General features: G+C 64.7%; 18 protein-coding genes and 1 pseudogene. 2 read left to right on the top strand and 17 right to left on the bottom strand.

The annotated features are described in order from the left end of the window. Positions 1–51 precede the first annotated feature (51 nt). The 14 genes and pseudogenes from ACIA5H_RS16530 to ACIA5H_RS16465 form a co-directional block, all read right to left on the bottom strand. On the bottom strand, positions 52–1,323 hold the full coding sequence (locus ACIA5H_RS16530) for a cytochrome P450 (protein WP_379253366.1): 1,272 nt from the start codon (positions 1,321–1,323) through the stop codon (positions 52–54). A gap of 489 nt (positions 1,324–1,812) precedes the next feature. Beyond that, positions 1,813–2,772 (bottom strand): SRPBCC family protein, encoded by a 960-nt coding sequence (locus tag ACIA5H_RS16525; RefSeq protein ID WP_397076680.1) that lies wholly within the window; start codon positions 2,770–2,772, stop codon positions 1,813–1,815. After that, positions 2,769–3,092, bottom strand: coding sequence for an ArsR/SmtB family transcription factor (locus tag ACIA5H_RS16520; protein ID WP_397076679.1), 324 nt, complete (start codon positions 3,090–3,092; stop codon positions 2,769–2,771). The genes ACIA5H_RS16525 and ACIA5H_RS16520 overlap by 4 nt, the downstream gene beginning before the upstream one ends. 159 nt (positions 3,093–3,251) lie before the next feature. Then, complete coding sequence (locus ACIA5H_RS16515) at positions 3,252–3,773, bottom strand: methyltransferase family protein (RefSeq protein ID WP_397076678.1); 522 nt, start codon at positions 3,771–3,773, stop codon at positions 3,252–3,254. Positions 3,774–4,090: 317 nt separating this feature from the next. Next, positions 4,091–4,477, bottom strand: coding sequence for a MarR family winged helix-turn-helix transcriptional regulator (locus ACIA5H_RS16510; protein ID WP_397076704.1), 387 nt, complete (start codon positions 4,475–4,477; stop codon positions 4,091–4,093). Positions 4,478–4,759: 282 nt separating this feature from the next. Next, the gene (locus tag ACIA5H_RS16505) at positions 4,760–7,075 is read right to left on the bottom strand and encodes a LuxR C-terminal-related transcriptional regulator (protein WP_397076703.1); all 2,316 of its coding nucleotides are present in this window, start codon (positions 7,073–7,075) and stop codon (positions 4,760–4,762) included. A gap of 78 nt (positions 7,076–7,153) precedes the next feature. Beyond that, positions 7,154–7,672, bottom strand: a pseudogene (locus ACIA5H_RS16500) (BREX system ATP-binding domain-containing protein); the annotation flags it as partial. 1,008 nt (positions 7,673–8,680) lie between these two features. Beyond that, on the bottom strand, positions 8,681–9,304 hold the full coding sequence (locus ACIA5H_RS16495; protein ID WP_397076677.1) for a peroxiredoxin-like family protein: 624 nt from the start codon (positions 9,302–9,304) through the stop codon (positions 8,681–8,683). A 122-nt stretch (positions 9,305–9,426) separates the two neighbouring features. After that, positions 9,427–11,253 carry an acyl-CoA dehydrogenase gene (locus ACIA5H_RS16490; protein WP_397076702.1) on the bottom strand — a complete coding sequence of 609 codons (1,827 nt, stop codon included), beginning with the start codon at positions 11,251–11,253 and terminating at the stop codon, positions 9,427–9,429. Between the two features lie 604 nt (positions 11,254–11,857). Further along, a complete protein-coding gene (locus ACIA5H_RS16485) occupies positions 11,858–15,319 on the bottom strand; it encodes a protein kinase (protein WP_397076676.1) in 3,462 nt (1,153 codons plus the stop codon). 107 nt (positions 15,320–15,426) lie between these two features. Beyond that, a complete protein-coding gene (locus tag ACIA5H_RS16480; RefSeq protein WP_397076675.1) occupies positions 15,427–15,894 on the bottom strand; it encodes a hypothetical protein in 468 nt (155 codons plus the stop codon). Between the two features lie 339 nt (positions 15,895–16,233). Next, a complete protein-coding gene (locus ACIA5H_RS16475) occupies positions 16,234–17,547 on the bottom strand; it encodes a tryptophan 2,3-dioxygenase (protein ID WP_397076674.1) in 1,314 nt (437 codons plus the stop codon). Next, entirely contained in the window at positions 17,504–18,550 is a 1,047-nt protein-coding gene (locus tag ACIA5H_RS16470; protein ID WP_397076673.1) for an aminotransferase class V-fold PLP-dependent enzyme, read from the bottom strand. The genes ACIA5H_RS16475 and ACIA5H_RS16470 overlap by 44 nt, the downstream gene beginning before the upstream one ends. An 86-nt stretch (positions 18,551–18,636) precedes the next feature. Beyond that, positions 18,637–19,383 carry a tryptophan 2,3-dioxygenase family protein gene (locus tag ACIA5H_RS16465; RefSeq protein WP_397076672.1) on the bottom strand — a complete coding sequence of 249 codons (747 nt, stop codon included), beginning with the start codon at positions 19,381–19,383 and terminating at the stop codon, positions 18,637–18,639. Between the two features lie 529 nt (positions 19,384–19,912). Here ACIA5H_RS16465 and ACIA5H_RS16460 point away from each other — a divergent pair. Both ACIA5H_RS16460 and ACIA5H_RS16455 read left to right on the top strand, forming a co-directional pair. Continuing rightward, positions 19,913–20,704, top strand: a complete 792-nt coding sequence (locus tag ACIA5H_RS16460) for a type II CAAX prenyl endopeptidase Rce1 family protein (protein WP_397076671.1) — start codon at positions 19,913–19,915, stop codon at positions 20,702–20,704. An 83-nt stretch (positions 20,705–20,787) separates the two neighbouring features. Beyond that, positions 20,788–21,954 (top strand): NAD(P)-dependent oxidoreductase, encoded by a 1,167-nt coding sequence (locus ACIA5H_RS16455; protein ID WP_397076670.1) that lies wholly within the window; start codon positions 20,788–20,790, stop codon positions 21,952–21,954. Positions 21,955–22,098: 144 nt separating this feature from the next. Here the strand turns inward: ACIA5H_RS16455 and ACIA5H_RS16450 are convergent, their stop codons facing one another. The 3 genes from ACIA5H_RS16450 to ACIA5H_RS16440 form a co-directional block, all read right to left on the bottom strand. Further along, positions 22,099–22,686, bottom strand: coding sequence for a TetR/AcrR family transcriptional regulator (locus tag ACIA5H_RS16450; RefSeq protein WP_356961161.1), 588 nt, complete (start codon positions 22,684–22,686; stop codon positions 22,099–22,101). Between the two features lie 55 nt (positions 22,687–22,741). After that, positions 22,742–23,869: a Gfo/Idh/MocA family protein gene (locus ACIA5H_RS16445; RefSeq protein WP_397076669.1), complete on the bottom strand. Its 1,128-nt coding sequence runs from the start codon at positions 23,867–23,869 to the stop codon at positions 22,742–22,744. A gap of 554 nt (positions 23,870–24,423) precedes the next feature. After that, positions 24,424–24,573, bottom strand: a complete 150-nt coding sequence (locus ACIA5H_RS16440) for a hypothetical protein (RefSeq protein ID WP_397076668.1) — start codon at positions 24,571–24,573, stop codon at positions 24,424–24,426. Between the last annotated feature and the right edge of the window lie 36 nt (positions 24,574–24,609).

Genomic DNA, 24,609 nt, shown 5'->3' with positions numbered 1-24,609 from the left:
CGCCGTCACGGCCGCGCACCGGACTCGGCGTGCGGCGCCACCGCCGTTCGGCTACCCGAACCCGGGCATCGGCGGGGATTCCGGGAAGACGACGGGCAACGACACGAGGGCACGGTGGAACGGTCCAGGTCGCCAGGACAGCTCTTCCGGCTCGACCGCCAGTCGCATCTCGGGCAGGGCATCCAGTAGTTGGTCGATGGCGTCCTGCGCGATCAGGTACGCCATCGATTTGGCGGGGCAGGAGTGCGGTCCGGCTCCCCAGGCCAGGTGCGCCCGGCTGTCGGTGTGCTGGCCGGTGTGGATCGCCGGATCGTTGTTGCACGCGGCCATGCTGATCACGACCGGCTGGTGCGCGGGCAACCACACGTCGTCGATGAGGATCGGCTGTTTCGGGTAGCTGAAGCAGTAGTTGGCGCCGGGCGGGTCGTCGAACAGCACCTCGTCGAGTGCGTCGCGGGTGGACAGGCTGCCGCCGAATATCCCGCCCGCGAATCGGCGGTCGGTGAGCATCAGCCGCAAGGTGTTGGCGATCAGGTTCTGCTGTGGCTCGATACCCGCCCCGTACAGGGTGACCAACTGGTGGATCATCTCCATGTCGTCGAGGCCGACAGGGTGCCGCAGCAGTCGCGACGTGATGTCGTCCCCCGGACTCCGCCGTTTCATCTGCACCAGGTCGAACAGCGCGTCGGCGAGCATCGCGTTGCCCTTGTCCGCGTTGACGCCCTCGAAGATGGCGGCCATGCCGATCGCGACGTGCTGCCCGATCTCCGGCGGGCAGCCGAGCATCGAATTGAGCACCGCGAATGTGAGCGGGAACGCGTACTGGCTGATCAGATCCGCCGCACCGTCCTGGCAGAAGGCGTTGATCAGCGGGCCCGCGATCTGTTCGGTCGTCGCGTGCAGTGCGTGCAGGTCGACCGCGTCGATAGCGGCGACATTCACCTGCCGGTAGCGCTGGTGCTCGAATCCGGTGTTGCGCAGCGCGTTCGGCCGCCACTCCATCATCGGCAGGATCGGGCAGCCACCGGGAATGCCCTGCTGCCACGTGCGTGGGTCCGAGGGAAAGTGCACCGGGTCGTTGAGGATTCGCAGCGCCGTGTAGTAACCGATCACCAACGTCGCGGGCACATTCGGCGCCAGTTCGATCGGCACGAGCGAGCCGTACCGGCGGCGCATCTCACGGTAGGCGTGATGCGGGTCCGCGGCGAATGCCTCCGTGTACAACGCGACCCGTGGCCCGTCGGTGTCTAGTGGCGAATTGTGCTGAACTGGACAGCTTTTCGTGCTCTCAGAAGTGGGTTGCGGGGACTGTGGCGTGGACAAAGGGCATGACTCCAGAAGAGAAGGCTCGTCGCCGGTGCGTGCGGGCACGCGGGTCGGCTATGCGCCGGTCAGGTGCATGTTTTCCGATGTAGCTACGGGATCGTAAGCAGTTCCGGCGCCGTGGTGGGGCGGTTTGAGTCGCCCGATCGGTGAACGCGGAGCTGTCCGCGGCGGCTGCGTCGGTCCGGGGCTTGCTCGCGCCGCTCGGCAGGCGCCTCTCGACCGTGTTTCGTCATGGCCGCCCTCGTCGTCCCCGTAGGTGTTTTATCGGCTCAGTGCCGCATCGCAATTCATCCGGGAAGGTGATCCGTCGCACTGGCGATTCAGTGATGGCAGAGGCCTCGGTCGCGTACGTCCGCTCATTCGGACGGGCGCGGATGCCCCGCCGGAGCGCCTCTTCAGTGTCAGCGGAAGCGTCGTGGCGACTGACTCACCAAGCCCCGCCGTTGCGCGACCGGCGGTTCGGCGTTCATGCGATGGTCGGCCTGATCATTCGCCGAGGTCCGCCGCATACCGTTCGGCGAGCGCGGCGACGCGTTCGGCGGGCCAAGGGCACCGGATGTCTCCTCGGGTAGCGGCGAAGAAGACTTCCAGGTGGACGTGCCAGGCGGCCAGCAGTTGGGGCCGTAGCCTAGCCAGTTCTTCCGGCAGGCTCTGGGTCAGCTCCACCCGCACGCCGAGGTCGGGATCGGCTTCGAAGGACCAGCGCACGGTGCCTGCCACCGCGTCGTCGTGCCGCCACTCGTACTCCAGCCACCGAGGCGGCTCGACACCGACGAGCTCACCCGCCTCGACGTGCGCGTTGGTCGCCCGGATCGGCGGCGGGCCGCCCACGGTCGGAGTCTGCTCCTCGGTGAGCAGCGACCACAGCCGATCCAGCGGCTGCCACACCAGGTCGCGAGCGAAGCGCAGCGCATAGCCGTCGGCGACCTCGGCGCAGTCGCCCGTGTCCAGCCCGAATTCCGCTGTGTAGTACTCGATATCGGCGAGCCAGGTGGTGTCCGGTTCGGCGTGGCCACCGCCGAGCGCGGCCGTGAGTGCCGCCAGGCAGCGGTCCCAGCCGACCGCTGACCGCGCGGCGCCGAGCCGCGCGCCGGGTCCGCCGCCGAGAACATGGGTGAAGATCAGCAGCGTTCCGACCTCATCGGCCACCAGCTCGAAGCGCAGCACGTCCCGGTTCCATCGGAACATGTAGACCTTGGGTGGGTCGAATTCGAGCACCTCGCCGTGGGACATGCTGTCGGCTGTCTCCGGTGCGTCGGCGAAGGTGAATCGCATCGCGGCGCCGGGCCGCGGTTCGGTCGTGACAGCAGCGGGGAACCAGGCGGACATCCGGCTCGGATCGCTGATCGCGCGCCACACTTTTTCCGGGGGATGGGCCAGCCTGCGTTCGAACCGCAGGGTGGGCGCGCCGTCGACGGTGCGCAGTCGTGCTCGGGGCTCGCTCATCGGTGTCCTTTCTCGTCGGGCATGGCGTCGAGATGACGTTCCAGGGCGTCGAGGCTGGTTTCCCACATCCGCCGGTACGGCGCGAGCCAGGTCTCGATCTCGGCCAGCGGTTCCGGCCGCAACCGATACCAACGACGTTGCGCGTCCTGGCGTACGTCCACCAGGCCCGCGCCACGCAGGACCTTCAAGTGTTTGGAAACCGTGGGCTGGGCCAACCGCAGCTCCGCGACCAAATCGCCCACCAGTCGCTCGCGCTCGCGCAACAAGTCGAGGATCTCCCGGCGGCGAGGCTCGGCCAACGCCTCGAACGTAGATGCCATGTCGGCAATATAGCCCAAGTGGAATATAATGGCGAATCGGCGGGGTGGCCCGGCTGGGCGCTGCGGCCGCGTTCGTAGTGTGATGTCCGTGGTCGGCCGGTCCGGCAGTTGCCCGCTCGGCAGGCGTGCGGTGGCATGGTCGAGGTTGGTTCGACCCGTTTATCGATGCGTCTCGGGGTTGCTCGGTTGCGCGTACCAGGGCCGCGGCCGAGGCAGCCAGGCGCGAACATTGTGGCGATACCGGTCGAACTCGTCGCCGAACTGGTTGCGAAGAATAGGCTCTTCGACGCCATGCACAAAAATCACCGAAGCGCAGATGACGAGGGCTCCGTACCATAGGAGACCGCAATTTCCGAAAATCAGCGCCTGACCGAAAATTATGCTGAATACGGCGAGGTACATCGGATTTCGAACGTAACGGTAGGGCCCTCCGATGACCAAGTGCACGGGCGGTGCGACTGGGGCCGGCGTGCCATGTCCTTCGGCGACGAACCGGCCGAATGCGTGAATCAACGTCGCCAGAGCGGTGGAAGCCATGGCCACTCCCGCGATTCGCAGCAGATCGGGGACGTCGTTGTCGAACTGCCATCCGGTTATCAACCACGGAAAAATGATTGCGACGATCCCTGGGGCGAGAAAAAACCACGCCACGCTACCGAGCGCTGCTGTCGACTTCTTCATGTTTGTGTTCCGTTCGGCGGGTGTCGCATGTTTGCGAATTGAATTCTCGGCATCAGGGCAGGGTGGTGTCGCGCTGCGGAGTCGACACGTCAGGCGTGCCGTGCGAACGCAGATACACCCGCTCTGTGCGGCAAGAACTTCGAGTCGGCCATTCGCCTCGGCGGAACGTCACCGCGGGTAGTCCGCGATGACACCCGGCGCGCTCGCATGCCGCGCAGCCATTGCCAATTTTACGCAGGCATCCTGCTTATGTCGAGTGGGTCGAGACACCGTCGGTGGCGTGTCCGTCGCTGCGCGACCGTTGATCTTCGCCCCCGTCACCGCGCGTGATCATAGTCTTCGAGAGCCGTCCGCAGAGCCACGAACAGATCGCCCCGGATGCCTCCCCGGCCGATCCGGTCCACCCATCCGGCGTCGATGTCGGCAACCTCTCGTCTGGCCAGTGCTACCGCCTCCTGTCCCAAGGCGGTCAAGACCACCAGTCGAGCACGGCCGTCCGCCGGGTCGGGCCTGCGCTCGACATAGCCGAGCTGGACAAGCGTCCCGATCAGTTCGCTCATGGACTGGTGAGTCATCCCGGCCATAGTGGCCAGGTCTGTCAAGCGGCTTCCATCCTTGCGGTCGATGTTGTAGAAAACCGCATGATGCGCTACGGAGATATCGTCGTACCCTGCGGCTCCGAGCCGCTGGACCAATTCCTCCACGATCAACTGAGAGATTCTCCGCAGTAGAAAGATCAGTGGTGGTCGGCTTTCACCGGACATCCAGGCCCCTGGGCATCGGCACACGAGCCGTGCAGAGCCGAGCCTTCCTCGTCGCAGCAACTTTCACGGCGACAGTGTACTCGTTCGTTGCGGGCGAAATCGGGACCCGCTTGCGCCGGCCCCGCTCGGCCCGCGAGGCATCCGGCATGGCCTGCGGTCCCGTCCTGCCGAAGAAGTCGCCCTGCCACAGGCGAAATCAACGTGTTCTTCGGCTATCGCGAGCTATCCGTCCTCGGCTCGCTGTTGGCTGACCGCCGCGGCCACCGCGGCGCGCGTCGATACACCCAGCTTGGTGAAAACCCGTGCGAGATGCTTCTCAACAGTTTTTGCACTGATGAACAGCTGGTCGGCGATCTGACGATTGGTCAATCCCTGCGAAACCAGGTCGGCGATCCCGCGCTCGCGCGCGGACAGGCGACAGTGTGACGAAACCGCGGCGCCGACAGTTGGACGCCCGGGGCGCACGCGCTGTCCGAGTGCGCGTAGTTCTCTCGCGGCTTCGTCGCGAAGCCGGGTTGCCGCAGCCTCGTGCAGGACACCGTGCGCGATCTCCAGCTCACGGACGGCTTCCGCCATCGAGCCGGCCCGCGCGTGTGCCTGTCCGCAGACGAGCCGGGCGCGAGCCGACCATAACCGCATGTCCGCCTCGTCGAAACAGTCCACGGCCCGCAGTGCACTGGCTGCTGCCGCAACGGGGTTGCCTTCGGCGAGTTGGATGCGAGACCTGCACAGGTGGGCGTACCCCCGGCGGGAGAACGAAACTCCGGCGGTCGCTTCCATCTGGCGAGTTCTTGCTATCGCGACGCTCCGCACACCCAGTGCCAGCTCCGCCGTCACCAGTGCGAATTGCCAAATCGGGCGGGCGGCGGGCGGAATATGGACGAGTTCCGCTCCGCAGGCGGAGATGATCTCCTGCCGCCCACGCGCGAACTCGCCTGACTCGATCAGGGCGTCGCCGTAACAGACATGCGCCAGCCAGCTGAACAGTCCGCCCCGAGTACGCTCCGCGATCTCGACCGCGCTTCTCCCCGCGGACAGTGCGACGGAAATGTTGCCGAGCTGAATTTCGTTCCAGCATCGCAAGCTCTGCGCCGCTACGAGTAGTTGATCGTTGTCGAGCGATCGGGCCGCTTCGATGGCGCCCGCGGCCGCCGCTCGGGCACCCTGAAGATTGCCGACAAATAGTTTGGTCGCCACGGCTCCGAGTGCGAAGTAGCCGAACGCGTATCTTTGGCCGCTGTCGTGTGCCAGTCGTAGTCCGCGTTGGACATGCGTGTCAGCGATTCTGAAGCGATCCACCGCTATCTCCGCGTTCACCAGATCTCCGAGCGCCTCCAACAACCGGGGATCGGCTTGCGCCTCGAGGGCATTCAGCTGCATGGTGGCGGTATCGATCAGCGACCGGGCCTCGGTGGTCGCTGCCGCGTAGCCAGTGCACCAGGCGAGGCGCGAGGTCGCCGAGAGAAGAACCGATGGGTCGCCCATGGCTGTGGCCTCCGTGATGGCTTGTCGAGCGGCATCGATCGCGCGGTTCCATCGCCGGGTCATGAGATTGTTCTCGGCGAGTGCCAATTGGAGCGGCACGAACTCGGTGCTTCCCACCGGCACATGGCCGAGGGCGTCGAGGAGAAGCTGACGAGCGTTCTCCGATCGCCCGAGTCCATGTTCCGCACGGGCGATCATCCGAATGATCGGTAACCGATCGGATGCGATGCGTGGAAGCCGCGTGAGCATCCGGTCCAGCGCCACCCGACTGTCATGCAGCAGGCCCGCCGAGGCGAGCGCGCCGGCGAGCGACAGCTCGAGCGGCAGGCGCCGATCCGTTCCCGCCGTGTCCGGCAACAACTTCAGCGCCGCCCGATACCAGCCCACCGCCGTCGCGGGAGCATAGGCCGACACGACGTGTGCGGCGTCGGCGAGAGCCGCGACCGCCGCCTCATCGCCGAAGGCGGCCGAATGCTCGATGTGGTGCGCTCGATCGACCAGCGGCGCTCCTTTGTCCGCCAACCAGTTCGCGACGCGCCAATGTGCGTCGATGCGTTTACCGGGGGAGAGGCCGTCGTACACCGCCCGCTTGACCACCGGATGCCGGAATCGGAGTGATTTCGCTTCCGCGGTCGCCTCGAGCAGGTCGTGGGTGACGAGTTCGTCGACGAAGGTGAGCACGGCCGTCCGGTCGAGGCGCGTGATCTCGGCGAGGAGATCCACATCGAACGGTCCGCCGATGACGGAACACGCCTGTAGAACTGCGAGCCCGCCGGGCGACAACCGGTCCAGCTCCAAGCCGACGGCCCTACGCAGCGCATCGGGCACGTCTACTTCGTCGGTTTCGTTCGGTACCGCCGTCGGCGACGGTGGCGACAACTGCACGGCTCGCGACAGCTGTTCCAGGAAGTAGGGATTGCCGCCGCTTTGCGCGTGGATCGAGCGGACCAGGACCGATGCGGAAGCGCTTCCGACGAACTGCGCTGCCTCCTCGATCGTCAACGGCGCCAACCGCAGCACGCGCGCCACGCTGGACGCGCCGGTCCGGTGCATCGCGTGCAGGATCTGGCGGGGGACCTGTGCTGGGCGGAAGGCAAGCGCAAGTAGAAGACCTGGTACCGGATGTCTGAGCAGGTAACAGACCAGCCCTGTCGTTGCCTGATCTGCCCAATGAACGTTGTCCAATGCCAGCAGGAGCCCATTTCGCGGTGTGCTCAGTCGAAGCAATGACCGCACCGCGCGATAGGTCTGGTGGCGCTGCGCCTCCGAGTGGGAGGGACGTCGGACGTCACCGGACAGGAGGGACGGTAGGACTGGAGCCAGGTCTTCCGGACAATAATGCGAACTCGCCGCGACGGTCGCTGATCGCGACTTGTACCAGTTGTCCAGCGCATCGGAAATCATGGCGAACGGAACTTCTCGCTCGAATTCCGATCCGCTCACGGACAACACATCCAACTTGGCCGCGCCTGCACGCTCGCACAGCGCGCCGAGCAGGCTGGTCTTTCCGATACCGGCTTCGCCGACGATCGTGAGAACTTCGCTGTCGCCCTTCGATACCCGACTGACCGCGTGATCGATCTGCGATAGCTCCGCTGATCGGCCGATCAGCCGACTCGGCTGCGTTGTACATCTTCCGGACAACGCCATGGTTCCTCACTTCCTCACAGATCGGATCGTTTCTCGCCCGGCGCCGGGAATCACGGCAGCCCGACCGTCGAACTCATCACCAAGGCAGGAGCCGAAGGACGGATGGCAGCCGGTTGCATGCGCTCTCCTGACATACGGCGCCCACCGAATTCCCGGGCGCGACTGGCTTCGGCGCGGACGCTCGAAGGAGTCGCTGCTCGGCTCGCCGGGCGGCTGTTACCGCGTTTCGGGAGGTGAGCAGACCTGGACCAAACGGGTCCGGTGTCCGAACGATCCGGTGCGGTGCGAGAGTGCTGCGCCGGGTTTCGATCGACACCTCTTCGTTTGAGATCCGCGCTGCGCACACTTTACGCAGGTTTCCTGCGTATTTCCAGTATTGGGAAAATCTTCAGGCGATAAGCCGTGCCCCACCCGCCGAGCGACGCTGGCAATCGTGCCGCTGAACTGCTGGAACCGACATGTGAACGGCCGGTCACCGGCGGGGTCGAAGTCGCGGCGCGGGCTGTCGGCTGTGTGCGGGCGGGCCTACTCGGAGTCCTTGTGTGGTGCTCTGCGTGTCGTCCGATCGTGTGCTCCGCTCGCGGAATCGCCACAGCGCTGCCCGATGGCACGGGTCCGGTGATGAGTGCGGAGCCGTGGCAAGAGTTGCCACGGGTCTACTCGGCCCCGATATGTCCCTCGAGCTTGTTATGCCGCGGATCCAGCCAACCGGCCACGGCATCCCAGTCGGCCGGGGTCATGCGTGCGCGAGCAAGCTGGTACAGCCCGGCGCACAGTATGTGCGAACCGGTACGTTGTTCCGTGTTGCTCTGCAATGCGCGGCCGCACTGCAAGCAGGCTCCAGCTGACATAGCGACTATCCATTCGTGGCCGGGTGGGGTAGCAGTTCCTCTGTGTTTCGGTGCTCGACCTTCTGTTCCCGCGGGTGCTGCGTGGACGGCCTTCGACTCTGTCACGCTGCTGTCGGAAGGTGCATGGGGGAGTTCCTACGATGCCGCCATCAACTCGTCAATGAGCGGGAGCTTCTCCACTTTCGATGCCGACCGTGTGGTTTCGTGCTCTGAGCAGAAGCTCGTCGACGGTCCATTGATCAAAAGCATGGCGGCCGTATTTCGCTGCCAGTACTCTTCCGTCCTCCCCGATGAGAAAGTCGGCAGGCAACCCGACAGGGCCCCCGGTGGGGATCAGGTGAGGCATCCGCCGGTCGATGAAAAGCAAGCGTAAGAGGCTCGACATGATTCGCGGACCGCTCTTCCACAACCGTGGATTCAGCAGCGCCCGCAGTGATGATTCGACGCCGAACTCGCGATACAGCTGCTTGTCCGGATCGGCGATCAGCGTAAAAGGTATCTGAGATTGATATTTGGCGATCTCCGTCACGGTCGAATGAAAGACGATGATCTCGCGAACTCCTGCATCCTCGATCTCTTTCCGCCGCAGCAAGAACGATCGAAGATGCAAGTTGCAGATCGGGCACCCCGCGAACCGGCGGAACTGCACGTGTGTGCGGCGGCCGGTCTCCGACCAGTGGACGGGCGCGCCTGCGATATCGGCGAGCAGTATTCGTGGCGCTGTTTCGCCTGGCGCAACTCGTTTGGCCGCCAGATGCTCGCGTGCATTGGGATGCTTCACGAGTTGCCCTCCGGTTTCCGATGATGCCTTGACGGCATGACAATATTTGGATGTGCACCCGAGCTTCCGACATCTCGGCGCACCGCGGTCCGAGCACCTTCTACGCGGGACGGTTCGTTTTCCTAGAAAGCTTGATCGGGGACGAGCATCAGGTCGTTGTCCAGCGCAGTGATCACCGCGCGCACCGAGTTGAGATGCGGTAGGAAGTTTTTCGCGAAGAAGGAGGCAACGGCTATCTTTCCCTGGTAGTACGGGTCTTCCGAGGAATCCGCGATCAGGGCTTTCATGGCGACCTGTGCTTGCACCACCAGGCGCCAGGCGATCAGGAGATCACCGAAAGCGAGCAGGAATCGAACGGCGGCTTGACCGATCTTGTATAGTTCCTGGGCGTGATCTACCGCGTCGACCACGAAGCCGGCGAGAACAGCCGCCATCGCCTCCACATCATGGACCGCGCCGCCGAGTAGCTTGCGTTCGGCATGGAGGCCGGCCGGGTCGCTCTCATCGACGGTGCGACGGATGTGGCCGAGAATATGCTGAAATGCCTCCCCTTGGTCACGCACGATCTTTCTAAAAAAGAAGTCCTGTGCCTGGATCGCTGTGGTGCCTTCGTACAGGGAATCGATTTTCGCGTCGCGGATGTATTGTTCGAATGGATAGTCCTGCAGATAGCCTGAGCCGCCCAAGGTCTGTAAGGATTCACCGAGATATTGATATGCCCGCTCCGACCCCACGCCTTTGACTACCGGGAGCAGCAGGTCGTTCACCCGGAACGCGAGTCCGGGATCCGCGCCCGAGACATGTTCGGCGATATCGTCGTCTTGGTGTGCCGCAGTGTAGAGGTAGACGGCACGGAGCCCTTCGGCATACGCCTTCTGGGTCATCAACGAGCGGCGTACGTCCGGATGACGGATGATCTGCACTTTCGGCGCGGATTTGTCCGAGATCTGGGTCAGATCCGCTCCCTGAATTCGCTGTTTCGCGTAGGCCAAAGCGTTCAGATACCCGGTCGACAAGGTCGCGATCGCCTTCGTTCCGACCATCATGCGCGCGAATTCGATCACGTCGAACATCTGCGCGATGCCCCGGTGCACCTCGCCGACGAGCCATCCGACCGCCGGAATCCCGTGGGCGCCGAATGTCAGCTCGCAGGTCGCCGACGCCTTGATGCCCATCTTCCGCTCGACGCCGGTGACGAATACGCCATTTCTTCTCTCGATGCCACCGGTGCCCGGGTCGAAGTGGAATTTCGGGACGAAGAACAGGCTCAGGCCCTTGGTCCCGGGCCCCGCGCCGTCCGGTCTCGCCAATACCAGATGGAAGATGTTCTCGAACAGATCTCCAGAGTCTCCGCCGGTGATGAACCGTTTGACCCCCTCGAGATGCCATGTGCCGTCCGGCTGCGCGAAGGCCTTGGTCCGGCCGGCTCCGACGTCGGAGCCCGCCTCCGGCTCGGTCAGGACCATCGTGGCGCCCCAGTTGCGCGTCATCGCGAACTGTGCCCACTTCTTCTGTTCCTCGGTGCCATTCCGGTGCAGAATATTCGCGAATACGCCGCCGGACCAGTACAGATGGATCCCGGGATTGGCGCCGAGCCACATCTCCGACGTAGCCCAGGACAAGGCTTTGGGCGCCGGAATACCGCCGATCTCCGGCGCCAGCCCGAGCCGATCCCAGCCGCCCTCGATTGCCGTCCTCAACGCTTTTTTGACCGATTCCGGAAGAATCACTTCATGAGTCAGAGGATTGAACACCGGGGGGTGGCGGTCGGCATCGAAGAATGGCTCCGCATAAGGACCTTCGGTCAGCTCTCGGATCTGCTCCAGAAATACTTTTGCGGTATCTTCATCGAGGTCGCCGTACCCGCCCTTCGCCAAAACTTCTCCGATCGTGAGCACCTCGAACAAGTTGAACTCGAGATCGCGCACGTTTGACTTGTAGTGACCCATTTTTTCGCAAATCCTATTGATACGACGTGGAAGTGTGGCCTGCTGACCGCAGACCTCGGTGGTCCGCGCCCGCGATGCTGGAATCCTGGGGGCGCGCTTCTTCTCGGTGACTTGTTCGCGTGCGGCGATCATCTTTGGCTGAGGATGCGCCGTCATCGCTATCTATTCGCCGAGCGTGTCTCCTCGATACCGAAAAGCGCATGACATGGCATCATCGGGTACGTCTCGTCCACCTGATCGTCAATGTGGACCGATTTCGCCCAGCCCCCGGCGCCGGCTTCCCGTGCGAATTTCTCGGCGGCTTGCCTCGGAGCGAGGTAGTGCAGTGGCTCGGGTAATCCGAAGTCGACGATCAGATGGCACAACATCAGGTATCGGAGCCTGGGGAATGCGTATGGTGGAAATGCCCGCCGTTCAGTATCCATTGCATTGCGAGGTGCTTGCCGAGCGCCCATGGCTGCATCGTCTCGAGAGCGGCTCTCGGCGTAGAACATTTGCGCTCGGCGCAGGTGCTGAAGGCTGTCGTAAACATTCTTCGAGTTTCGGCATCGACCGGCGATCGTGCTATGGGGGATGCGCCTACGATTCGCGGCCCGACGAGCGATCAGGCTCCTCGGCGGGGGCTCCGCGGCACTGATTCGAACTCTGCGGCTACCTGCCGCAGGAAGTGCCACAGTTGAGTATCCGGCTCGGTTGTGGCACAGAGCTTCTCGATCACCGGCTGCATCTCCCGACCCGCGTCGACGACCACGCGCACCAGCTTCTGCTCAGCGCATCGCTGCAGTGCGGGCGTCAAGAGTTGGGCTGCTCGGAAAGTCTGTCCTGCCGCCGACAGGCAGCATCCTCTGAGCAGTTCGGCGCGCAGTAGCGCGCGTGGCCGATGCTGCCTGGAGATCTGTCCGATCAGCTGTTCGGCTCGATCGGTAGCTTGCTCTGTCGCGGCGCTGGTGCGCTCGGCGAGGAGCAGCCGGATCGCTGAGTCGTGGGCGAGTTCGGCGGTGGCGGCTGCCGTCGCGTCGGGTTGGAGGGTGTACGGGGCCAGCCGCTCCAGGGCTCGGCGCTCGGCGTGCGAGAGCCGCAGACCCAGGCGGATGCGCTCGTTCACGATCCGCGCGGTGAGCCGCGGTATCGGTACCCTCTCGGCGAGTTCGGTGCCTTCGTCCAGCCGCTGTTTCGCCGTGTCCAGATCACCGCGCAGCCCGGCCAGACGTGCGCCGGTGCCGTAAGCCGCCAGTAAGAACTCGACCGCGCCGCCTCCCGTTCCGAGGCCGAGATCCAACAACTTCTCGGCCTCGACGAACTGGCCTTTTTCATAGAGCAGTTCACCGAGCAGGGCACTGGCGAGCCGGGTGGCATGCGATTGCCGTCCGGTTCGCAGGGCCAGAGTCAGCGCGGTCCGATAGCAGTTCTCGGCCGATGCCAGGTCGAGTTGCTCGCTTGCGGCCATCCCGGCGGCGCAATCGCAGTACATCATCGCGAAGGGACCGCCCGTGCGATTCCGATACGGTTCGACCCAGCGGTGCCAGCGGTGCACCTCCTGGTACTCGCATCGGTTCAGCGCGGACCCCATTGCGGTTACCGCGAAGGCCTGTGCCTGCAACGGCCGGATCGGTTCGCGGATTCGTTCGAGTACCGACTGCGGAATCCGAACGGCCCGGTCGGAGAGCAAAGCCGCGGCGGTGCGGACGAGCGCTGATTGGAAGCGGATTTCGTCGTTGTGCGGGTCTTCCGGCGGTGCGGCCGCCATTGCCGCGTCGGCGCGGTCGAGCGCGGTCGTCGCGGCGGCCAGACGCTGGAGGGCGACGTTCGCCCATGCGATCTGAATCTGCAGCAGCGGATTGGTTTCGGTCAACGAATCGGGCAGCTTCGCCACTAGGCCGAGCAATGTCGCGATCTGGGAGGTCTCCAGGAACTTCTCGGCATGTTTCTGGACGATCCGCATGGCACGGGCGGGCGCACCGGCCTCCAGGGCGTGGTCGACGGCTTCGGTGATCATTCCGTGGTCGGCGAACCACTCGCACGCTCTCAGGTGCAGCCGCGCGAGCAGGCCGGGATGCTGCTGGACCAGGCGGCGGCGGAGGAAGTCGGCGAACAACGCGTGATAGCGGAACCACTGCAGCTCATCATCGATGTTGCGGAGGAACAGGTCGCGCTGCCGAACCTCCTCCAGGAGTTCTTGCCCGCCGGTCACATCCGCCAGTGCTTCGGCGAGCTCACCGCAGATCCGCTCGGGGATCGAGGTTCGCATCGCGAATTCGAGCATGTTCGGTTCGAGTGCGTCGATCACGTTCTCCATCAGGTACTCGCCGATGGCGTAGTGCCGTCCGGAGATCTGGCTGAGGTACGCGCCGGGATCGTCGCGTCCGCGCAACGACAGCGATGCCAGCTGGACGGCGGCGGCCCAGCCCTCGGTGGATGCGCGCAAGCGACCTACTTCCTCGGCGGCCAGCGACAATCCGTCGATGCCGGCGACGAACGCGGCCGTCTCGTTGTCATCGAATCTCAGCGCGGCCGCATCGACCTCGACGAGTTCGTCACGAACTCGCATACGGCCGAGCGGAAGACCTTTCCGATTCCGGCTGGTGACGACCACGAGAAGATGATGACAACCGTGGTCCAAGAAGAACTCCATCGCCGCGGTGGTGGCCGGGCTGGTCACCCGCTGCCAGTCGTCGACCATCAGCGCAATCGTTTCGCCCTGGTTGTGGATTTCGTTGATCAGCGCGGCCATAACCTGGTGTACTGCGTCGTCGGAGCGTTCCGCGAGGATGTCGGCCAGCCCTCCCGCGACATTCGGGTGCACACGGCGTATCGCATTCACGACATGCGATAAGAACCACACAACGTTGTCGTCGTCATGATCCACGCTCAACCAGGCGGCGTGGATGCCCTCCGACGTAAGGGACTGGGCCCACTGTGCGGCCAGCGTGCTTTTACCGAAACCGGCAGGTCCGTGTATCAGGACGAGGCGCCGCGATCTATTACGCCGCAAGGTGTCCAGCAGCCGCTGTCGCTGAACCGGTCGACGGGACGGCTCCGGCGGCCGATACCGGGTCAGTGGTGTCGACAGTGCCGCCCCACTGGTCGGTACGGCTTTCGTCGGCGGCACTGTGGCGGTATGCGGCACGCCGGACTCCTCGCTTGCGGGAGGCGCCGCCGAGTCGGTATCCGTTAGTGCCATCGAGTCGACTGCCAGTCCGCAGGAGAACTGGATGTTGCGCAGCCGGTCGCCGAATGCCCGAGCCGTGGCAGGACGTTCCGCCGGATCACCGGCCATGGCAGCTTCGATGGCCAGGCACAGCAGTGCGGGAACGCCGCTGCGGCGCAGGTCGGGGATGGGATCGGACGTGATCCGCACGAACTGGGCGACCACGGACTCGCCCTGCTGCCGCTCGAAGGCGGCGTGACCGGTCAACAAGCAGAACAAGGTGGCCCCCAAGCCGTACACGTCGCCGGCCTCCGTCGGTGCTCCGCCCCTGAGCACTTCGGGAGCGATGAACGCTGGGGTCCCCATCACCACACCGGAACCGGTTTCGAACGCACCGTCGATCCGCGCGATGCCGAAATCGGCCAGTTGCGGCTCACCGTATTCGCTCAGCAGGATATTGGCCGGATTCACATCGCGATGCACCATGCCGTAGGCATGTGCGACCGCGAGGGCGCCGGTGATCTTCACTCCGACCGACAGCACTTCCTGCCATGGCATCGGCCCGTTGGCCCCGATCCTCGATCGCAATGATCCTCGCGCAAGAAACGGCATCACGAGATAGGGCCTACCGGTCGCGGTGACGTCGGCTCGCAGGACCTGCATGACGTGCGGATGCGTGGCGAATCGACTAGAGACCCGCTGTTCACGGAGGAAGCGCGCGTGCTCATCGGCGGTGACATCCGAATTCAGGACCTTCACCGCTACCGTACGCTCGAGGGAGTGCTCGACGCACCGGTACACCACACCGAAACCACCGCGGCCGATCTCCCGCGCATCATCGAATCCCGCCGCGGCCAATTCCGCGGCGACATCAACTGTCGAGCCGCGGCGCGTCCCCTCGGAATCGTGGTCGCCCATTCGCGTACCTCTCGACCTTGCGGGAAGGTGTCACCCCGACCGATCGTAGTCCGGGTGATCGGTGAAGCCTCGGTCTGGGGCGTGGACACCGGGTAACCGGCGGGCCGTCAGAGATCCGTTTCCGGGGACGCTGGAGCATCCGCTGGTGACCGCTGTGGTCTGCGGATGGATGTGGGCGAGTACACGAAAATCCACTGGGCGACGGCAGCCAGCGCTCCCCCGAGCGAGACGATACAGGCGAAAATGCCCGCGGGCGCCAGACTGGCGGAAGAGTAGACGATCTCGGTGCCCGGTAGCGGGAGTTTGTCCTTGCCGAGGATCCACGACATCACCGATCCGAGCTGGCCCCCCATATCCCAACGGCGGGCGGTCATGGCTTTCAGCTCGCCGCTTTTGCTGTTGATGTAGACCAGTGCGCACAGCACGAAGACCGCTACCGCCGCCGAGCTGCCCGTGGCCAATCGAGCGAATACTCGGCTGCGGGCACGGAGGTTCAAGGCCACCGTGGCGACCGTGACGACGACGGCGGCGATCGTCAACAGAGCCCAGACTCCGGTTATGTGCGCGGTGGGCATCCTCGATGATGACGACGACGACCAGATGGTCAAGTATCGAGTCGAAGCATGAATGTGGCCGAAGGCGTTCGACGTGGCGGTGCCGTTGGGGCCCGCTGCGGTGAGCCACGGCTGGAAAAGCAGGACGAATGTGACGACGCTCGTGATTGCCGCGCATACATGACCCGCATTTGTTCGGACGACTGCCCAGAACTGTGTTCCGTCCGGGGGGCCGGGTACTTCTCCTGCTGGAATAGAATCTTTCACGGTGCTGGCTTCCTGATTGATCGTATAGCTGACGATGAGTAACCTTTACGATTCGATGAAACGCGCATCTCGTCGACATTGCATTTTGCTCACCTACGGTGTCGGTGGATCGGAAATGGAGGTGCCGCGCGGTGTGTCCACGCTGGTGAAAATCGGGATCTCACGTACTGCAGCGAGGTAGGCGGCGCCTTCCGTCTGGCCGGTGCCGCGGACTTCGCCGAGCATTCGCACAGCTACGCGATAATGGGTGTTTCGCCATCGATGCATGGCGCGCGAGAACTTCGTCATCGCCGCTGTCAGTTCCACACGGTCGGTCTCGGAGCGGAATCCACGACTGTAGGCTTCCGCGTAAGCGTCGTCGATTGTGCTCTGGAGTCCAGATATTACTCGGCTGCGCACTTCCGGCACCGATTCGTATGCGGCTGAATTCAGGCGCTCCGTGTGCGGCCGACGGCACAGTGACTCGACGAACTTATAGTTTCGCGATTGTATGGCACTGGCTCCGTCGGTGAATCGACGAAATATGTGGAAGGACTCCACTTGCATGGTCGCAATCATGGAGAACAGTGGCGCGGATTCGGTCAATGCCTCCGCCGCGGCCGACAGGAAGCGTATCGCTTGCTGCAACTCTCGATTCCGTAGGGCGATCAACGCAACTTGTAGGTCGACCGCCAAGAGCGCGAAGGTGGTCTCGAACGACTGCAATACGCGTATGAACATGTACTCGTCGTGCAGAGTATGAACCGGCAGCATGCTCAGTGCCAGAGCGCGTTGCTCCGTGGGTGACATATCAGCCCGTATCAGCGCGTGCGCCCGGCGTGCCTGGTCGAGCAGATCGCCACTGATCGCACCATTGTCGACGGCTAGTCGCGCGCAGACCGGTCGGAGCACCTTGAGGCCGTGCCGGAACCGTTTCAGAACCAAAGCAGGCGCCGGCGGTGATCCGGAGAGTGCGGTGGCTTGTCCCTCCATTGCGGCTAATTCGAAGCCCAGGATATCGGAGACCAGCTGAGCCATGAGGCGGTCACACCTGGCACGGGCGAACGGGGCCTGCTGCACAGGGTCATCGAGTGAAGGCAGCTCCAGCAATGGAAGCGCGAGATAGGTCGGATACTCGTAGAGTCCGTCCCTCTTGTCCAGTGCGATATCGAGAAACGAGGCGATGGTGCGCAGCAAGTGCCATGGACCACGAACTCGGGGAAGCGCCGAGCGAGCCTCGTCGAGCAAAGTCAGGATATCGTCGGCCACGAAGTGTTTCCCGACGCCATGGTAGACGTCGATCACCTGCCCGAACGGAAAACACATCGCGTCGGGTGTTCGGAGCCAAGCCCTGAGTTCGTCGGTGCACATACTGTCTGCCTTCTCAGAAATGGTGCGTGGCGCGACCGGAAATACTTCGACGGTCATTGCGCAGTGCGGAACGCAAGGCGGCAATGTCGTCGGCGTCGTTGTAGTAGTGGAAGGAAAGTCGCACGAGACTGTCTCGTGGACTGGCCACCACACCATGTGTGGCAAGTCTCCGGCCGAGGCCTGCCGGGTCGGGATCGGTCAACGCGATGTGTGCGCCGCGCCGACCGGCGGGCCGGGCGACGACATGCTCACCGTCTTCGGCCAGCTGCGCACCGGCGAGTTCGCACAGCTCGGACACGTGCTGTCGAACGGCGTTCAAATCCAGCTCGGCGATCATCCGTAACCCGGCGTTGGCCGCATAGCACGCCGGAATCGATGGCGTGCCGGTCTCGAATCGCCTCGAAGACGCGGGGAAGTCGAGCTGATACGGATCGAACGAGAATGGATCGGATCTGCCGAACCAACCGGTCAGGAGGGGCGCCTCGTCGGCGCGCTCCGGATCGCGTACGTAGAGAAAGGCGATGCCGGGTAAGCCCAGGAGATACTTCGATGTCCCTGCGACCAAGAAATCGCAGTCCAAGGCGCAGACATCGACCGGCTCCACCCCGACAGCCTGGTAGGCGTCGACGAATACCTCGGCCCCGGCCACCCTGGCGATCCGCGCCACTTCGGGTAGTGGAAGCCGGGCCGCATCCCGATAACTGATCAGCGGAATCGAGACCAATCGCGTCCGGTGATCGATCAGTGCCGCGAAACTGGCTACCGATTGTTCTGCGTACACCACCTCCGCGCCGCGCAGCCGTTGAGCGAGCCAGACGTGTGCGAGCGAAGGAAACTCCGCCGAGGTGGTGACAATTCTCGGGCGGTTCCGCCACGCGCGAGTGGACGCGACTTGAAATGCTCCGACCGTGGCATTCGGCATGACCGCCACCTGGTCCGGCCGCGCTCCGATCAGGGCCGCGAATCGGCGCCGGGCCACGCTGACCTGGTGTTCGAACGACTCCCACGGTGCGCCTGCGGCGGCCATGTCATCCAACATCCTGGCCAGGGCATCGTCCATGTCCTCCGAGCGTGCGCCGAGGCTACAGCTGGCCAAGTGCGCGAGACGCCGTAACGTCGGAAAGCGTGCCCGGAACTCCGCTGCGGTCACCATCGGGTGCCGTCCTCGGTATGGACTCGGACGGCGTCGCCGTTGCCTTCGCGCTCTGGTTCGGCCGTGGCAAGGTTGTCGCGCAGCTCCCACAGTTGCGGGAAGAGCTTGTACTCGATCAATTTGGTCAGCGCGTGCACCGGCGTGCCTTGTGTGCCGATGGCTTGATGGCCGATCACTCGAGTGGCGATCTTGTAATGCCGCACGCGCCAAAGTGATACTCGTTCATCCAGCTCGACCATTGCCTCGGTCAGGTCGTAGATTTTCCCTCTTCGCCCCGCGCGATAGATCTCGATCAGGTCGATACCGCGCTGTAGGACGAGTCCGGTGAATGCGGCATCCAGAGCCCTGCAGTTCTTCTGCACCGCCCGCCATCCAGGTGAGTCGGCTCCGGAGCCATGGCCGAGCACGGTTCGGAACTTCTGGAAGTCGTAGGGCGACAAATGGCACAAGATTTCGAGCTGACCGGTCACCAGGTGCACGGCCGAGGAGGCTCGCCCCAGTAAGCGAATCGCTTCTTCGATCGCACCGTCACGAAGCTGGAGCGCGGTCTCGCTCAATTCCGCCGACGCCAGCTTCAGCCATAGTTCGGTCGACTGGTGGACGATCTGGAACAGTAATTCGTCCCGGTGCACCCGCTCTGTCTCGTTCCGTTGCAGCGAGAGTAGCGCGTCGGTTCGCATGTAGCGGGCATAATCATCCTTGCCATCGCCATCGAGTATTTGCTTCGAATAATCGATCATCGCGCACTCCTGAGCGGTTGCGCGCCGATGTCCGCCATGGGGTCGCTCATGCGGATCACATCCATTCAGGAGGTCGATATTTCGAGTCGCTACTCGCCGGTCGGCATGTCTCGGCGGACCGCTTCGCGAGCCAGGCGCGGCGGTCGCCCGGTCCACGGCGGTATGTCGGGCGTTGTTCCGGTCCAGCGGACCGGTGATTCGCATATTTCCGCGCGTCGACTACGTACGCTATGGGGGAAATCCCTACGATTCAGCCGCCATTTGACGTACTGCTCGCCGACGTCGTGCTCCGTCCGGCTGCACTCGGGCGCGGTGTAGCCGATGTCGGGGCGGCCCGTGCAGCATCGTTCGGCCGAGGCCGGGACGCGTCCAGTAAAGACTGGATCGGATCGCAAACAGCTCCGTGCAGGAAGTTTCGGCGATACCGACCTGCTGCGCACGGCCGAACTATCACAACGCGCCGCAGTGTAGTTGCGACGACCTGCGATCGGGCAGCAGCCGAGCGGGTGATCTTTGTATCGTGAGTGTGGTGGATAAACCAAGTCGGCCGCTGCTGTTCCTGGGCATAGTGGCGGCGTTGTCGATTCCGTTCTTCGTTCTTGCCGCGGTCAGACCAGGCGGAATTCGTGTGGGTGCGATGCAGTTACCGGTCAGCACGGTGATATTCGTTCTGCCGGTCGTGGTCGCGGCGGCACTGACCTGGCGCCGAGGTGGCTCGGACCTGGTCGCTCTGTTGCGACGCTCGGTGGATGGACCCGCCGCATCGCTGCGGTGGTATGCACTGGCCGTGCTCCTTTTTCCCACGCTGGCGGTGGCGTCGCATCTTCTGCTGCGGTGGGCTGGGCAGGTGGGTTCGGCGCTGCCGCTGTCGCTCGCGGCGGCGCCCGCTGTAATCGCGATGTTCGGGCTGGCTGCCACCTGCGAGGAACTGGGCTGGACGGGATACGCCACCGATCCGTTGCAGAAGCGCTTCGGCTCGACTGCGGCCGCTGTCGGGCTCGGCCTGTACTGGGCGTCGTGGCATCTGGTCGGCTGGCTGCAAGCCGGGCATCCGAAGGGGTGGATTGCGGGATGGTTCGCCGTCACGATCGCCGCTCGTGTACTTATCGTCTGGCTGCACAACAACACCGGACATGGCGTGACCGGGGCGATCTTGTCACACGCTGCGTTGAACGTCAGCGCCGCGTACACGCCTGATCTGAGCGAGTCGATCACAACGGTTACCACGGGCGTGCTCACATGCGTCGTAGCGGTGGCGGTTGTCGTCTGGCCCCGTGTACTCCGGAAGTATCCGGCCGAACCTACCTCAACTGGAACATAGGGATTCTCCCCATACTGCATCAGCCCCCGAGCTGCGAACGTCGGTTTCCCACGGCGACCGCGATATCCGAGCAAGGGGATGCGATGCACGTTTACGAACCCTCGCCGCTCTCGGGCTCGCAGGTGGGCGAGCGATCTCGGTTGGTACTCGTGGTCGACGACGGGCGCGCGGACATGATGTGGCCGCAACTGCGCGAGCGAATCGCGCTGCGTCTGGCCGCCATCCGCCACCGCATCCGCTGGATCTCCTTGACCTCGGGTGACAGGCTGCGTGACCTTCCTGCCGCGGTCGAGGCCACCGCGGTGATTCTCATCGGTGACGTGTACTTCGACCAGGATGATCTGAGGGTGATGCGTCAACTCGTCATCGTTGCTACCACCCCGTGGTCGCTGCCTTCCGTCGATCATCTGCAAAAGCGGGGAATTCTGGTAGTCGATGGTGTGCGTGGCCTGTGCCAGGCCCGTGCTGAAGTCGCTCTGGCGTTGATCCTCGCCAGTCTGCACCGTGTGGTGCCCTGGCACGATGCAATGAGGGCTGATCCCGTACAGCCTGCGTGCGGCACCAACCGCTACGCATTCGGTTCAGGCTCCCTGCGAGACAAGGACGTCTGTGTGATCGGCGGTGGATTCACCGGTTACAAGATCGCTGACCTGTGCGCCGCGGTCGGTGCGCAGATACGAATCGTCGACCTCGACTCGAACCAGGACGAGCTGTACGACGAACTTCGGGCCGACGTCATCGGATTGGACGAAGTACCGCTCACCGCCGACATCGTGGTGATCGCCGAACCCAACCGGCCCGCGCACCGGCTGATCCTCGATCGCGAGATGGTCAACGCATTGCGCGAGGGCACTCTGATCGTGTCGGTGACGAGTGTCCTCGGAATCGACGTCGACGCGCTGCGCGAGCGTGTGTGCCGCAACGAACTCGTGTGGGCGTCCGACGTCCGCGACGCCGACTGGCTGCAGGGCGGAGATCCGATGATCGGACGCGACAACGTGATCATCCTGCCGGGAATCGCGACCAACACGCCCGCTACGAACCATGAGATCGCCGACACGCTCGCAGACAATGTGCTGCAAGTCTTGGACGGGGGCAAGCCCCTAGCCTGGGACCTCATCACAGCACATTCCGTACTGCCGAGGCTCGACGCGCCGTCGGGCACCCACCTGCTGACTGCCGCCACATCGCAATCCGCCGAGCGACGCACACCAGGGCATGGTGTGGAGCGATCGTTGCGGCAAGAGTAGGTCCGAGCAACGGCGACCTGGTCCTCGTCCCCGTCGAGCGGGATAGTCATGCCCAAGCCCACCAACCACTGTAGGGCGTGGAGCGCGGCCGGACGGCGGCCACAGCGGATCACGGACCCGACGGCACCCAGAGGTGCGCTGCGATCATGGCTGTGGCCACGACCGCAGTGCGATGTCCACGGTCCGGCGCAGGTGCGACGGTTTCGCGCCCGAGGCCGCTTGGACCGCGATCCCGTCGGAGACCGTCATGAGGTAGCGGGCGAGGTCGGCGGGTTTGCTGTCCTCGGGGAGGTCGCCGTCGGCGCGTGCTCGCTCCAAGCGCCGCCGCAGCGCGGCCTCGCCCGCGAGGCGCACCGCCACCGCGCTCTTGCGGCTGTGCTCGGCTTCCGGCCCGCAGGCTTGCGCGCTGCGCACCGATAGGCAGCCGGGGCTGTCGTGCCCGGTGGTCAGCTCGATCGCGCCGGCGAGGTAGGCGGCCGCGACCGCGCGGGCGGTCGGGAGTTCGATGGCTTCGGTGAGGTAGCGCCCGGGTCCGTCGACGTAGCGTTCGAGCGCTCGGTCGAACAGTTCGGCTTTGCTGCCGAAGGCGGCGTACAAGCTGGGACGGTTGATGCCCATCGCCGCGGTGAGATCCGACAACGCGGCGCCCTCGTAGCCGTACCGCCAGAACACCTCCAGCGCGCGGTCCAGCGCGCTGTCGATGTCGAAGCCCCGGGGCCTGCCTCCCGGCATGGGCACCTCCCACTGCTGTTTGCCTATCGGTACCTTAGGCCGCCGCGGTGCGCGCTCACAGGTCGCCGACCGGTCTGCGCACACCGGTTTCCGCGGCTTCGGCGATGGCGTCGACGAGGCGGCGCTGGCGCAGGCCCACGGTGAAGTCGGGCCGAGCGGTCCTGCCCTCGGCGATGGCGCTCGCGGTCTCGCGGTAGACGCCCGCGACGTGGGCGACCGGGCCTGGGGGCAGTATGGACGGCACCAGGCGGTAGCGCTCCGGGACCGGGAGTTCGCTGACCGACCCCTGATCGGTGCGCAGTTCGATGCGCCAGTCGGCCCAGTGCGGATACATCCCGGCCTGCACCGGGCTTATCGCAAGAGCCCCCTCCGTACCGCGAATGTGCAACGCGAATCCGGACGGAGCGGCCGCGTTTCCGCCGTGCACGGTCACCGCGACGACTGCGCCGCTCTTCAGGCGACCGGCCAGGGCCAACTGCTCCGGCTGCCGATTCGGGACGGTCCGGCCAGTGCCGACGACGGTCAATTCCTCGTGCAGTGTGGCGACGACGGCGGACACTTCGGCGAGTTCACCGGCCAGGTGTTCGAGCACCGCGAGCACGTGCCCGGCCATGATCGTCAGCAGACCGGTGCCCTGGGCGGGATCGGTGGTCCAAGCCAATTCCGGCCGAATCGAACCGCCGCCGAACGGATCTCCGGCGGCGATGACGGCGACCGCGGAAACGGCGCCGATCCGGCCCGCCGCGAGCAGATCGCGGACGAAGTTCACCGACGGCGAGTGGTAGCCCTGCAAGACCACCGCGTGCACTACATCCGCCGCTGTCGCCGCCGCGGTCAGCTCGGCGCTCTCGGCCGCGCTCGCGCCCATCGGCCACTCGCAGACGACGTGCTTGCCCGCCGCGAGCGCCGCGCGCACCACCGCCGCGTGCCCCGGTGACTTCACTGTCGCCACAACCAGGTCCACCTCGGGATGCGCGGCCAACTCGGCCGCGTCGGTGAACGCGTGCGTGGCGCCGGTGGCCTCGGCCGCGGCGGCGGCCGAGGCGGGGTTGGTCGTCGCCACCGCCGCGACGCGGAACTCGGGCAGTGCGGCCAGCGCGGGCAGGTGGGTCGCGGCGGCCCAGCTTCCGGTGGGATTCGCGCCGACGACGCCGACACCGAGCCGGGTGGTGCTACCGGTCATGAGGACTCCTAGTTCTGTACCGTTTGGTAGTAAACTAGGTGCGCTACGGCCGCGCGGCAACCGATAATGTACCGATAGGTAAAAAATTCGCCGCCGATTCGGGAGTGCGCCCCTCCTGCTCGGCTCCGATGATGGTTGCTGAGAGATTGCGAATAAGTGTGCGAGACATTTGCGCCGGATCGGGACGCCGATGCTCCGGGGTGGTCTGGCGCGGGAATGCCCGCGGATCGGAAGTTCACGTCCGGGCGGTGGCGCCGCTCTGGCGAATTGGCGGTGACCGCGCTTGCGGCGGGGAGCGTCGGCCGGGCTCGATCCGATCGTGGCTGCCGAACCGCATGGCGGTGGTCGTTCCCGGCCTCGGGGGCTTGCGTCGACCGCCTCGATGTGCTTTCCGCCAAGGCGGGTGCATCTCGTCGTGAAGCCCGCCAAACGCGCTCGCGGGAAGCCTTGCTCTCGGGGGCATACCTCCGGCACCCAAAAAATCCTGCGGTAATACTCGAATGCTATTGAGCGCGACCGGGGTGCGCTGACCCGTTCGGCAGTGGCCGTGGCGGTCAGAGGTTTTCGGTGAACTGGGGCGTAATCGATTCATCTAGTACGTTCTCCGGGATAACGAGAAGCAGTTCTCGGGTGAGGCCGACGGCGAACGTCGGTTCCGAACCCGGCCGCTCGGCGACATCGGGCGGGTAGGTGGAGGTGTCCATGCTTGTTGACCGCGCCGTCGTCATCTGGCGGGGAGA

The sequence above is a fragment of the Nocardia sp. NPDC051900 genome, assembly GCF_044452545.1.
Classification (GTDB): domain Bacteria; phylum Actinomycetota; class Actinomycetes; order Mycobacteriales; family Mycobacteriaceae; genus Nocardia; species Nocardia sichangensis.
This window is presented reverse-complemented; position numbering and strand designations above follow the sequence as displayed.

Coding starts and splice junctions, on each gene's coding strand:
- ACIA5H_RS16525 (WP_397076680.1), bottom strand. CDS start 2,772: ATGAGCGAGCCCCGAGCACGACTGCGCACCGTCGACGGCGCGCCCACC.
- ACIA5H_RS16520 (WP_397076679.1), bottom strand. CDS start 3,092: ATGGCATCTACGTTCGAGGCGTTGGCCGAGCCTCGCCGCCGGGAGATC.
- ACIA5H_RS16515 (WP_397076678.1), bottom strand. CDS start 3,773: ATGAAGAAGTCGACAGCAGCGCTCGGTAGCGTGGCGTGGTTTTTTCTC.
- ACIA5H_RS16505 (WP_397076703.1), bottom strand. CDS start 7,075: ATGCACCGGACCGGCGCGTCCAGCGTGGCGCGCGTGCTGCGGTTGGCG.
- ACIA5H_RS16490 (WP_397076702.1), bottom strand. CDS start 11,253: ATGGGTCACTACAAGTCAAACGTGCGCGATCTCGAGTTCAACTTGTTC.
- ACIA5H_RS16485 (WP_397076676.1), bottom strand. CDS start 15,319: ATGGGCGACCACGATTCCGAGGGGACGCGCCGCGGCTCGACAGTTGAT.
- ACIA5H_RS16480 (WP_397076675.1), bottom strand. CDS start 15,894: ATGCCCACCGCGCACATAACCGGAGTCTGGGCTCTGTTGACGATCGCC.
- ACIA5H_RS16475 (WP_397076674.1), bottom strand. CDS start 17,547: ATGACCGTCGAAGTATTTCCGGTCGCGCCACGCACCATTTCTGAGAAG.
- ACIA5H_RS16470 (WP_397076673.1), bottom strand. CDS start 18,550: ATGGACGATGCCCTGGCCAGGATGTTGGATGACATGGCCGCCGCAGGC.
- ACIA5H_RS16465 (WP_397076672.1), bottom strand. CDS start 19,383: ATGATCGATTATTCGAAGCAAATACTCGATGGCGATGGCAAGGATGAT.
- ACIA5H_RS16455 (WP_397076670.1), top strand. CDS start 20,788: ATGCACGTTTACGAACCCTCGCCGCTCTCGGGCTCGCAGGTGGGCGAG.
- ACIA5H_RS16450 (WP_356961161.1), bottom strand. CDS start 22,686: ATGCCGGGAGGCAGGCCCCGGGGCTTCGACATCGACAGCGCGCTGGAC.
- ACIA5H_RS16445 (WP_397076669.1), bottom strand. CDS start 23,869: ATGACCGGTAGCACCACCCGGCTCGGTGTCGGCGTCGTCGGCGCGAAT.
- ACIA5H_RS16440 (WP_397076668.1), bottom strand. CDS start 24,573: ATGGACACCTCCACCTACCCGCCCGATGTCGCCGAGCGGCCGGGTTCG.